This is a genomic window from Candidatus Angelobacter sp., assembly GCA_035607015.1.
Taxonomy (GTDB): domain Bacteria; phylum Verrucomicrobiota; class Verrucomicrobiia; order Limisphaerales; family AV2; genus AV2.
In genome coordinates, this window is the sequence record DATNDF010000149.1 from 1 (window position 1) to 10,089 (window position 10,089).

8 protein-coding genes and 1 riboswitch are annotated in these 10,089 nt (G+C 60.1%); of the genes, 2 read left to right on the forward strand and 6 right to left on the reverse strand.

The window, feature by feature from the left end:
- The 6 genes from VN887_06060 to VN887_06085 form a co-directional block, all read right to left on the reverse strand.
- A partial coding sequence (locus VN887_06060; protein ID HXT39570.1) for a signal peptidase II occupies positions 1–173 on the reverse strand: 173 nt, incomplete at its 3' end.
- 77 nt (positions 174–250) lie between these two features.
- Positions 251–682, reverse strand: a complete 432-nt coding sequence (locus tag VN887_06065; protein HXT39571.1) for a hypothetical protein — start codon at positions 680–682, stop codon at positions 251–253.
- 46 nt (positions 683–728) lie between these two features.
- Positions 729–1,001 carry a hypothetical protein gene (locus VN887_06070; GenBank protein HXT39572.1) on the reverse strand — a complete coding sequence of 91 codons (273 nt, stop codon included), beginning with the start codon at positions 999–1,001 and terminating at the stop codon, positions 729–731.
- On the reverse strand, positions 998–2,257 hold the full coding sequence (locus VN887_06075; protein HXT39573.1) for an MFS transporter: 1,260 nt from the start codon (positions 2,255–2,257) through the stop codon (positions 998–1,000). Before VN887_06075 ends, VN887_06070 begins: the two co-directional genes overlap by 4 nt.
- Positions 2,258–2,389: 132 nt before the next feature.
- Positions 2,390–4,006, reverse strand: coding sequence for a GNAT family N-acetyltransferase (locus VN887_06080; protein HXT39574.1), 1,617 nt, complete (start codon positions 4,004–4,006; stop codon positions 2,390–2,392).
- Between the two features lie 4 nt (positions 4,007–4,010).
- Entirely contained in the window at positions 4,011–4,640 is a 630-nt protein-coding gene (locus VN887_06085; GenBank protein ID HXT39575.1) for a glycerol-3-phosphate acyltransferase, read from the reverse strand.
- A gap of 583 nt (positions 4,641–5,223) precedes the next feature.
- Positions 5,224–5,419, forward strand: a riboswitch (cobalamin riboswitch).
- Between the two features lie 187 nt (positions 5,420–5,606).
- Between VN887_06085 and VN887_06090 the strand changes: the two genes are divergently transcribed.
- Complete coding sequence (locus VN887_06090; protein ID HXT39576.1) at positions 5,607–8,495, forward strand: ribonucleoside-diphosphate reductase subunit alpha; 2,889 nt, start codon at positions 5,607–5,609, stop codon at positions 8,493–8,495.
- Positions 8,492–10,089: 5-methyltetrahydropteroyltriglutamate--homocysteine S-methyltransferase (metE, locus tag VN887_06095; protein ID HXT39577.1), on the forward strand; the 1,598-nt coding region annotated here is incomplete at its 3' end. The genes VN887_06090 and metE, both read left to right, overlap by 4 nt.

The window sequence follows — 10,089 nt, forward strand, 5'->3', positions numbered from 1 at the left end:
AGGCTCCAGGCCGCGCCGGTGTTACCCCAGTGGACGAATTTGAAAAAACCGTCGATGACCACGATTTCCCTCGCGTAGCCGAGATATCGGAGCACAGCCAGTTTGGTCAACTGGTCGATCACCAGCACGGCGGCGGCGACGAGAGCCATTCTTCTGGTCGGTCCCAATTTCATGCCTTCAACAGCCCTTTCTGCCTCACTCCCGGCGCAAACGCAAGTGCAGCCCGCACGCCGGACGATGGAACTGGATGTCACCCAGACGATGGATTCGGCCCGGGAGAAGGGGCGGCGTCTTGAACGACGCGCGGTCGGCGCGGGTAGAAGATGAGGTAAGCGGCCGTGATGATCGCCGCAACGACGATGCCGAAACCCGCCTGTTGCCACGTCACGGTCCCGCGACACAAATAAACCGCGCCAAGCAGGCACTCGAACGCGCCGCGCGCGATGCCTATCTGGACCCACACGACGTGGCGGATGGGGTCCATCGCGGCCACAGCGTAGCCAGGCGCCATCGTCAGCAAAATGCAGCCCCACAGGCCGATGATGTAATTGACACCGTCGGGCAGGTTCTTGAAATGGAAGGCGAGTTCGACCTGTTTGGGTGAGAGGATCAGGAGCAATCCCAGCAGAAACAACAGGGCCGCATCCATTGCGAGCAGGATCCGAAGTGGCGAGAGTTTCATGGTTTACCGTTCCTTTCTTTTTGAGCGCCTCATGACCTTGTGCCGATCAACCTCGAAATGCCAGCGCGCAGCCGGCAAAGAATATCCCTGCCAGCACGGCGCCGAGTCCCAGCAACACCAGCACTGAGACGACCATCAGCTTGACGAATTGAAGAAATGGATTGCCCGTTCGTTCCGTGTCCTGCCGGAACGATCCTGGATAAGGCGGCTCGCTGAGGCCGTAATGGAAGCCGCACACGGGACATCGGGCGACGCGCCCCTGCGTGACGAAGCTGACCTCGTTTTTACATTGAGGGCACAGGGCCCTGGCGTTGCTCATAAGACAGTCACACCGGAATTTGGCGCGCCCGCGACATGGCGCGCGCTCCGTTTCGTTTTCAAGGCCAAAGCCAGCCACAACACACCGCCAATCACCAGCGCCCCGGGCAGGATCAGACCCGCTCTTTGCAGGTTATTCCATCGGTCGGAAAGAGCGCCCATGACCTGCGAAGACCATAAATCGCCAAACAGGTGGATCATGAAAATCGCGATGGCCATCGCGCTCGCCCTCAGATTCACGGGCACGGATTCAAGGATCAGCGTGTTGACCGGCCCGGTTGAGAGAAACAGAAAAAAGACGGTGGTCGCCAGCGAGGCCATACAAACAGTAACGTTCGTCGTCAGAAATGTTGCCAAAGCCGGCACCACGGCGGCAAGCGTCGAGTAACCCAGGACGAGCGAGTATGCCGCTGAGTTCCGTTTCCGCCAGGCCGCGGCCGCAAAGCCGCCGGCAAAGGTTCCAACCAACCCGGCGACAACGACCACTGCGCCAAGAAAAAGGGACGCGTTGGATTTGGTGATTCCATGGACGCGGTGCAGATAGCCCGGGCCCCAGAAGGCGAATGCTCCCATGGCAAACGTGTAAGCCACATAGCCCCACACGATCAGGTGGTATTCCGGGAGGCGAAAAATTGCCAGGGTATCCCTGAGTTTGGGCAGTTGGGCGTGACCAGCGCGGCTTTCGGCCTCGCCGCGTGGAGGTTCTTGAAATGGCGCCATGCTCATCGCCAGCAGAAGCCCGGGCAATCCCGCCCAGACAAAGGCGTGGCGCCAGCTCCAGTGAGCCTCGATTTGCCCGCCGACGACGTAACCCAGAGCCGCACCCACTGGCAGAGCCACATAAAAGATGGTCAGCGCATTGTTGCGTTTTTCCGCGCCAAACACGTCGGAGATCAACCCGGGACTGATCGAAGCGTAGCTGGCCTCGCCAAATCCGACGATCGCGCGAAAAAACATCATCTGTGCGAAGCTGGTGGCGAATCCGGTCAACACGGTTCCCAGGCTCCATACCGCGATGCCCGCGACAATCAGCCATTTGCGCGAGGCACGATCTCCCAGGTACCCGAAGAGCGGTGCCGTGACAAAATAACCGAGCATGAAAGCCGTGTTCAGCCGGCCTCCCTGTTCGTCCGTCAGCCTGAATTGCACCTGCACCGGATCGAGCACCGCGGCGAGGATGTTCCGGTCGAGATAATTGAACAGGTTCAACCCGGTAAGGATGAACAGGACCTGTGACGGTGAAAGTTTGCGGTTCATCGCAGCGATGTCCGGGTTTCCGGTTCCATGCGCGACGCGAAGGTAGCCGACATCACGCCCGCAGAGTTAATCGAAAAAAACGGCCCGAACATCGACGCGGCCGTGTGCCTCCACCCGGCCCGCGCGAAACGCTCAATGGGAACACGCGTCGGTCGATTTCCGCAGTTCGGTCAGCAGTGCGACAAGGCTTTGCCGGGAGCAGTCCCCCATCAGGCAGATTTGCACCCAATTCCGGTTGCGCAAATAATCACTCTGGTAACTGAGGAGGAAGCCGGCGGCCTGCAACCGATCGCCCAGTTTTTGCGCGCTGGTTTCGCCCGGAAGCACAAGCGTGATCACGGCCGGAGACGCGTGCGTGTTGGGTGCGAGGATGCGAAAGCCGAGTTCGCGAAGTTTCGGACGGAGCCAGTTCGAGAGTTCAACGATTTCGGCGAACGGTTGCTGCGAATCGTAACGTTTCAGCGCCGTTTGCAGAGCCGCGAGCAGGTTTGACGATTGTGTAAACGGAATACCGTCCTGCCCGGCGTAAAAGCCAAGGTCGAGGTAACGCGGCAGTTTGTCCGGTTGCGGCGCGATTTCGTGATGATAGAATACCATCGAAAGACCCGGGAACGCGCCGAGCCCTTTGCCACTGACGCACGACGCGAGGTAAACCTCGTTCAAATCCACAGGTACGGTTCCAACCAGGCTGATGCAGTCGAGACATAGCTTGACATCGCGCGGGGCGCACAATTCTTTCAACATTTCCAGGTCGTTCAGCACACCCGTTGAAGTTTCGCAGGCCGATGCCCAGAGCCACCGCGCGTCGGGATGACGATCCAGAAACTGCCTGATTTGCTCGCGATCGAAGACGCCGCCCCACTCGTACTCGAGAGCGGCAAACGGAAGTTCAAATCGTTCTGCGTGGTCCAGCAGGCGGTTGCCGAATTCGCCGTTGCTCAAGACGATTCCCGGCGCACGGTCCAGCGAAAGCTGGGCGGCGACGACATCGTTGGCCAGCGTGCCAGAGCCGAGAAGGATTTCGACGCGGCGTGCCCTGACGAGCTGGCAAAGCAACGTCCGGGTTAGCGCAAAGTCTTCTTTGAAGCTGGTGCAGCGATGCGATACCGGCAGTTTGTCCAGAGCAGCCCGGATTTCCGGCCTGATGCTCACCGGTCCGGGCAGGAAACTCGCCGGGTTCAGCGCGCGGTCGGCGGTTGAAGGCACGTTGAGCAGCGGCGTTGCGACTTCGACGAACTCCTCAAGCGTCAGATACATCGGCTGATACTGGGCATCCTGCGAGCCAACAAGCGGGCCAAACGGCACGAAACCGAGATGTTTGTAAAGCTTCTGCTGGCGAACCGTGCCCGAGATGACGGCGAGGTTGTAGTGCTGGCTCAACCCGTAATCGAGGAGCAGTTTGAGCAGCCCCTGGAACACCATGCCGTTGCGGTGGCTGGCGAGGACGGCAAGCAGGCGGACTTCGCAGATCTTGCGGCCCGGCGGCAGATAGCGATCAATGTTGCCGAGCTTTTCGTCGAGCGAGAAGGGCCGCTTGTCGCGAACGGCCATCATGCCGACGAGCTGGTCCTCATCAAGCGCGATCAGGTAGGTGTTCTCATGATGGAAACGGTCAACCAGCCGGTGTTCCGGATTTGGCGCGTGTTGCGGGATTTCCTCGACGAAGGTCTTGTAGTTGAGCCGAAAAATCTGCTCGAATTCCGTCTCGTCCACCGCAATTTTGAATTTCAGTTTGCGTTCCGCGTTCATGCACTTACTTGTGCGCCGGTCTGCTGTCGCTCTTGCGTCTGCGCCCGGTCAGGAGCTTGTGCATTTCATCCGGGATATTTTTGCGGTGCGCAATCAAAATCAGCAGCGCCAGCGCGGACAGTCCGAACACGCTGGTCAGGGGGAAATCGAGGAGGAACAACGCAAGCGGCGTGATGGCGAGCGCGAACAATCCCGCCAGCACATAGCTCCGCGTCGCAGCGAACAAGATGAGGAACAGGCCGGCGAACATTGAGGCGATAAAATGGTCAAACATCAGCACGGCACCCAGGGACGTGGCCACCCCTTTGCCGCCGTGAAACCAGAGCTGGGCCGGCCAGATGTGGCCGACTGTCACCGCGACCATCGTCAGCGCCGTGCCGGTCGCGTCCAGCCGGAAGTAATGCGCAAGCCAGACGGCGAGCAGCCCTTTGCAAAAATCGCAGAGCACGGTGAGGAAAAACCCGGGTTTGCCCAGCACGCGACCGACATTGGTGGCGCCCACACTGCCGCTGCCCAGCAAGCGGATGTCCTCGCCCGTCCGCCAGCGCACAAGGTAGTAGCCTGAGGCAAAGCAGCCCAGCGCATAGCCAACGAGCATCGTCAGTGTCTCTTTGGCGTAAGGCACGGAATGCATTTGTCGATCCGAAAACGGATATTCGTTTCAGCGGACTGGTTTCCCGACACATTTTGTAGCACGATTGTTTCAACCGGTCATCAAATAATTTCCGCACCTTTTGCACGACAAACCGGCCTCCGAATCGCAAACCGGGATTGCCCGCCTTCGCATTGAGGAATTCCGCCATGACCTCGCTCCAAGTCCGTGGACATAATTTGAACCGGCTCCGACGAGATGAGCTTTGGTGATTCGGAGGTCGAGGTCCGGCTGGCGTTCGGCCTGGTTCCTAGCAATGGACACCGCCTGAGGGTAACCCCGCTCCATTCCAGGATTTCAGCCCGCACCGACCCCGGACGGCGGAGCGTTGTGTTGATGAGATAAAAACCTCGTCTCCAAACCCAGTAAGGATGCTGCCGCAAGCCGTACCGCCGTCCCGAACGGATCCCACTCTCCCGCCAGCCCCACTTTCCCCTGCCCAGTTCGTCAACAGCAATGACATCGTAATGACTGAAGGATCCACTTCCATTCCGCAAAATGAGGTTGACTTGTTTAGTTTCGAAGTCTATCCAGTGGGCAGTTCTTTGAATCGAACACAATCTGTTGTGTTAACATCTTGAAGAGTGCCCGCGGCGATAGCCACGGGAGAATAGGAAAACGGGTGCAAATCCCGTGTGGTAAAGTCCCGCTGTAACGAGCGACGAACGCCTCGAAAAGCCACTGTCCGGTCTTGGATGGGAAGGTGAGGCAAGTAGGACGACCTCGAAGCCAGAAGACCTGCTTTTCATGCTCATCAAGTCCGACCTGACGTCGGCAACTGTCTTGCCAAAGACAGGATGAGGGAAGAGACGAGCTTGTTCAATTTGAGGCCCGCCTTCACTCCCTCGTGAGTGGTCGCGGGATTTTTTGTGCCCACATACCACGCGCGAGCGGTTTCCCTTCCCGGTGAAACGCGGTGTGGCAAGCCGCCAACTCAAATCATCCGACATGCTGCACGAACAACTCGACGGCCAGCTCCGGCTGGCGCAACTCGACCCGCTTCGAGGACAGGAATTCCTCGTCCGCAAACGCGACGGACGCCTGGCCTACTTCGATGAGACGCGCATCCTCCTGGCGATAGAAAACGCCTTCAAGGCCGACTCCGGACTTCACCACGACCAGCCACTGCCACAACCGGAACAAGACCATGCGATCCGCGTCGCAAATGCCGTCGTCGAAGCCGCAATCGCGCAGGCCGTACGGGGCCACACACTCGAAATCGAACTCATCCAGGACCTGGTGGAGACCCGGCTCATGGAGGCGGGTCATCACAACGTTGCCCGGCGTTACATTCTATATCGCGAGGAACGCCGCAAGGCCCGCGCGCTTGGATGCAAACGCACCGTGGAAGGTGATCCCCAGGCACAGTTATTCGTGACCCTTCCAGACGGCTCGCGGGAGCCGCTGGATCTGCAACAAATTCGTCGTCGCCTTATCAACGTGTGCCGGGGCGCGGAGAAGAATTGTTCCGCCAGCGGCCTCGCCGAGGAGACGCTCAGGAATCTTTATGACGGCGTCAGGACGGAGGAGATTGAGCACGCGATGATTCTGGCGGCGCGCTCGCGCGTCGAGCGCGAACCGGATTACACCTTTGTCGCCGCGCGACTGTTGCTCCGGAAGCTGTACCGCGAAGCGTTGCCCGGGTTCAGCACACCGGCCGAACTCGCCGCGCGACACCGCGGGCATTTCCCGGACTTCATCACGCGCGGCGTGGAAGTCGGACGTCTCTCCGCAGAACTCCTGAAGTTTGATTTGCCGCGACTCGCTGCGTCGCTCCAACTCGATCGCGACCGGCAGTTCACCTACATGGGCGCACAGACGCTTTACGACCGTTACCTCATTCATCACGAGGGCCGGCGCCTTGAGACGCCGCAGTATTTCTGGATGCGGGTCGCGATGGGACTCGCGGTTGACGAAGGCGAACCAAGAAACGAACGCGCTACGGAGTTTTACGAGATCCTTTCGACGTTCCGCTTCATCAGCAGCACCCCGACGTTGTTCAACGCCGGCACGCCACATCCGCAACTGAGCTCGTGCTACCTCAGCACGGTCATGGACGACCTGGAGCACATCTTCAAGGTCATCGGCGATGATGCAAAACTCTCCAAGTGGGCGGGCGGCCTCGGTAACGATTGGACGAACATCCGGGCGACCGGGGCGCACATCAAAGGCACGAACGGCACGAGCCAGGGTGTCATTCCGTTCATGAAAGTCGCCAACGACACGGCCGTGGCCGTGAACCAGGGCGGCAAACGCAAAGGCGCCATGTGCGCCTACCTCGAAACGTGGCATCTGGACATCGAGGATTTTCTCGAACTTCGCAAGAACACCGGCGACGAGCGCCGCCGCACTCCCGACATGAACACGGCGAACTGGATTCCCGACCTGTTCATGAAGCGCGTAAAGGAGGGCGGGCGGTGGACCCTGTTCAGTCCGCACGACACGCCGGATTTGCACGACCTCTACGGCGCGGCGTTCGCTCAGCGTTACGAGGAATACGAACGCCTCGCGGACCAGGGCGAAATCAAACTCTGGAAGCGGGTGGAAGCCGTCGCCCTCTGGCGCAGAATGCTGACCATGCTGTTCGAGACCGGGCATCCGTGGCTGACGTTCAAGGACCCGTCGAACATCCGATCACCGCAAAGCCACGCGGGCGTGGTCCACAATTCAAACCTGTGCACGGAGATACTGCTGAACACGTCTGCGGACGAGACGGCCGTCTGCAACCTCGGCTCGATCAACCTTGCAGCGCATTGCAGCGACCAGGCACTCGACGAAAATTTGCTGGCTCACACGATCCGCACCGCGATGCGGATGCTGGATAACGTCATTGACATCAACTTCTATCCGACGCCCGAGGCGGGAAACGCCAACCGGAAACATCGTCCGGTCGGCCTCGGACTGATGGGTTTTCAGGACGCGCTCTACAAACTGCGCCTGCCCTACTCGAGCGAAGCCGCGGTGGAATTTGCCGATCGCAGCATGGAGTTGGTCGCCTATCACGCACTGCTGGCGTCCACCGAACTCGCCCGGGAACGCGGTCCTTACCCGACCTTTCGAGGCTCGAAATGGAGTCAGGGTTTGCTGCCGCTCGACACAATCGAACTCCTCGCGAAGGAGCGCGGCGGTTTTGTGGACATGGACCGGACGGTGCGTCTGGACTGGTCGCGTGTGCGCGATGCCATCCGCCAGCACGGCCTGCGTAATTCCAATACGCTGGCCATCGCTCCGACCGCGACCATTTCAAACATCGCCGGCGTCAGCCAGTCCATCGAGCCGACTTACAAGCACCTGTTCGCGAAGGCCAACCTGAGCGGGGACTTTACCACTGCCAACACGTATCTCGTCGCCGACTTGAAGCGCCTCGGTTTGTGGGACGACGAAATGGTGGACGACCTGAAATACCACGATGGCAGCATCAGCGGGATTGAGCGAGTTCCCGCCGGATTAAAGGAGCTGTATCGCACGGCATTTGAAATTGAACCGCGCTGGCTGATCGAGTGCGCCAGCCGGCGCCAGAAGTGGATCGACATGGGCCAGTCGCTGAACCTCTATCTGGCGCGACCCGACGGTAAACAGCTCAGCGAAATGTATCTGTTCGCGTGGGAGAAGGGGCTCAAGACCACCTATTATCTGCGCTCGCTGGCAGCCACCCAGGTCGAAAAATCAACCACGGATGTGAACCGGCGCGGCCTGCAACCCCGCTGGATGAAAAACAAGAGCGCGTCGGCGAACATTCAGGTTCAACGCGAAACCGACCCGGGTTCGGCCGCGGCGAGGAACCCGCAGGCGAAGGCCTGTCTGCTCAACGACGCGACCTGCGAGGCTTGTCAATGAACGAACGAACGCGCACCCATAATCTCGGTTTCCCTCGCATCGGAGCGAAGCGTGAACTGAAACGTGCCCTCGAATCCTTCTGGTCCGGCAGGATTGACGAGGCGCAACTCCTCGAAACCGGCAGAGCCATTCGCGCCGCCAACTGGCACACCCAGCAAGCCGCCGGAATTGACCTCATCCCCTCCAACGATTTCAGCTTTTACGACCAGGTACTCGACACCTGCGCGCTGGTGGGCGCGGTACCGGAGCGTTTCCACTCGCCCGGTGGAAATGTGGATTTGAGGACCTGCTTCGCCATGGCGCGCGGCCTGGCTGCAAGCGACGGGAATTGTCCCGGCTGCGGAAGGACGCACGCAACGAACGCGCTGGAAATGACCAAGTGGTTCGACACGAATTACCACTACCTCGTGCCGGAGTTGCACCCCGACCAGACCTTCCGGCTCGCTTCCACGAAACCTTTCGACGAATTCGCGGAGGCGCTCGCGCTCGGGATCCGCACAGTGCCGGTGCTGATTGGGCCGCTGACGTTTCTGCTCCTCGCCAAAACACGCGGTCAAAACTTTGACCGGCTCGCGCTCGTGGCAAAACTGGTGCCGATTTATTCGGAAGTGGCGCGTCGTCTTCACGGCCAGGGCGCCGAGTGGGTGCAATTTGACGAACCGGCCCTCTGCCTCGACCTGACCATCGAACAACGCTCCGCGTTCGCGACCGCCTACGCGCAACTCCGTGAATCTGCGCCGGGCCCGAGGCTTTTGCTCGCCACCTACTTTGGCGCCCTGGGGGATAATCTTGCGACCGCCTGTCGGTTGCCGGTGAACGCGCTGCACGTGGATGCCGTGCGTGCGCCGCATGAACTCGACCGATGGCTCGCCACCCTGCCGCCGACGATGCGGCTTTCGCTCGGGCTCGTGGACGGGCGGAACATCTGGCGGAACGATTTCGAGCGTTCCTTGCGCCTGTTGCGAAAGGTGGAGTCGGCCATCGGGATGGACCGGCTCATTGTTTCACCGTCCTGCTCGCTGCTCCATTCACCATTGAGCTTGAAGTATGAACAGAAGCTGGACGCTGAACTGAAAACCTGGCTCGCCTTCGCGGAGGAAAAGCTTTCGGAAATCTGGCTCCTCGCGCGAAACGTCAATCAGCAGGACGACAGCGCCCCCTTGCTGGAGAATCGCGCGGCCGGCGCCGGTCGCCGGAACAGCGCGCGCATCCACAACCCGGCCGTAAAGCAAAGGGTCGGCGGGTTGGCTTCGCTGCGCCTCCAGCGCGAGAGCCCATTCTCCCTGCGGCGCGCGAAACAACAATCGCGGCTCAACCTCCCGCCTCTGCCCACCACCACCATCGGATCGTTTCCGCAAACGGACGAGGTCCGCGCGGCCCGCGCACGATTCCGGAAGGGCGAGTTGTCGTCCGCCGATTACGAGCGGTTGCTCGAACAGAAGACAACCGAGTGCATCCGCTGGCAGAAGGAAATCGGTCTCGATGTGCTGGTGCACGGCGAATTCGAGCGGAACGACATGGTGGAGTATTTCGGGGCGCAACTGGACGGTTTCGCTTTCACGGAAAACGGCTGGGTGCAGAGCTACGGTTCCCG

Bases quoted from the DNA above. Each gene is read 5' to 3' on its own strand.
- VN887_06065 (HXT39571.1), bottom strand. From the start codon at position 682: ATGAAACTCTCGCCACTTCGGATCCTGCTCGCAATGGATGCGGCCCTG.
- VN887_06085 (HXT39575.1), bottom strand. From the start codon at position 4,640: ATGCATTCCGTGCCTTACGCCAAAGAGACACTGACGATGCTCGTTGGC.
- VN887_06090 (HXT39576.1), top strand. From the start codon at position 5,607: ATGCTGCACGAACAACTCGACGGCCAGCTCCGGCTGGCGCAACTCGAC.
- VN887_06075 (HXT39573.1), bottom strand. From the start codon at position 2,257: ATGAACCGCAAACTTTCACCGTCACAGGTCCTGTTCATCCTTACCGGG.
- VN887_06070 (HXT39572.1), bottom strand. From the start codon at position 1,001: ATGAGCAACGCCAGGGCCCTGTGCCCTCAATGTAAAAACGAGGTCAGC.
- VN887_06080 (HXT39574.1), bottom strand. From the start codon at position 4,006: ATGAACGCGGAACGCAAACTGAAATTCAAAATTGCGGTGGACGAGACG.